Origin of the sequence: Vibrio sp. 1874 (assembly GCF_033344395.1) — a bacterium.
GTDB classification, from domain to species: Bacteria; Pseudomonadota; Gammaproteobacteria; order Enterobacterales; family Vibrionaceae; genus Vibrio; species Vibrio alginolyticus.
Map to the genome: position 1 here is coordinate 1 of NZ_JAWPOR010000109.1, position 1,250 is coordinate 1,250.

2 protein-coding genes are annotated in these 1,250 nt (G+C 47.0%); both read left to right on the forward strand.

Going from position 1 to position 1,250, the window contains the following annotated elements; genetic code table 11:
• Positions 1-87: 87 nt before the first annotated feature.
• Positions 88-462 (forward strand): MerR family transcriptional regulator, encoded by a 375-nt coding sequence (locus R8N46_RS24895; RefSeq protein ID WP_005455792.1) that lies wholly within the window; start codon positions 88-90, stop codon positions 460-462.
• A gap of 78 nt (positions 463-540) precedes the next feature.
• A partial coding sequence (locus tag R8N46_RS24900) for an acyl-CoA dehydrogenase family protein (RefSeq protein ID WP_318189733.1) occupies positions 541-1,250 on the forward strand: 710 nt, incomplete at its 3' end.

Sequence of the window (1,250 nt, forward strand, 5' to 3'; positions counted from 1 at the left end):
TAAAGAAACACATTGATAACAACCTAATTTTTATTCAGTCATGGTCGGATTTCGAGAAGCTGGATTTTTATTCGAGGTAAGTGTGTTATGGAAAAATACAAAATCAGTGATCTCGCCAAAGAGTTCGACATCACGACGCGCAGCATTCGATTTTATGAAGACGTCGGCCTGATTGAGCCAGAGCGAAAAGGCAATATGCGCGTTTATCAGCGTAGGGACAAAATCCGACTTAAACTGATTCTTAGAGGGAAACGGCTCGGCTTCTCGCTGGCAGAAATACGTGAACTGTTCGAACTTTACGACATGCAACAAACGGATGAACAGCTGCTCAAAATGCTCAATATCATTGAAGAAAAGCAAGCCGTGTTACAACAGCAGTTAAATGACATTGGTGTCGTCATGGGCGAGCTCAATGCAGCAAAAGAACGCTGCCTTCAAACACTAAAAAACAACGAAAAGTAACAACGCCACTAACTCAAATTTCCCTCACTCAAGCAGTGCACGATTTTCACAGTCACACACCTGCAACAGGGAGACGTTATGAAAACGAGCTACATCCCGCTGAATTTCGCGCTCGGTGAAACCATTGATATGCTCCGAGATCACGTCAATGCGTTCGCGAGTGAGCATATTGCTCCTATTGCCGCTGATATTGACCATTACAATCAGTTTCCGAACCACTTATGGCCACTTCTTGGCGAAATGGGCTTGCTTGGCGTAACCGTCAGCGAAGAATATGGTGGTGCTGAAATGGGCTACCTCGCCCACGTTGTAGCAATGGAAGAGATAAGCCGAGCATCAGCCTCCGTCGCGCTCAGCTACGGCGCGCATTCTAATCTTTGCGTAAATCAAATCTTTCGAAACGGCACCCCAACGCAACGAGAAAAGTATCTGCCTAAATTAGTCGATGGTTCGCACATAGGCGCTCTGGCGATGAGCGAAGTCAATTCGGGTTCGGATGTCGTCAGCATGCAACTAAAAGCCGAAGACAAAGGCGACCACTTCTTACTCAATGGCACAAAAATGTGGATCACGAACGGCCCCGATGCAGACGTGGTCGTGGTGTACGCCAAAACAGATGCTGATGCGGGATCGCGCGGGATCACAGCGTTTATCGTCGAGCGCAGTTTTACCGGATTCAGTGACGCACAAAAGCTCGATAAGTTGGGAATGCGAGGCTCAAACACATCTGAGCTCGTCTTCAACAATTGCAAAGTACCTAAAGAAAACATTCTCGGAGCACTCAATTG

Coding starts and splice junctions, on each gene's coding strand:
- R8N46_RS24895 (WP_005455792.1), top strand. CDS start 88: ATGGAAAAATACAAAATCAGTGATCTCGCCAAAGAGTTCGACATCACG.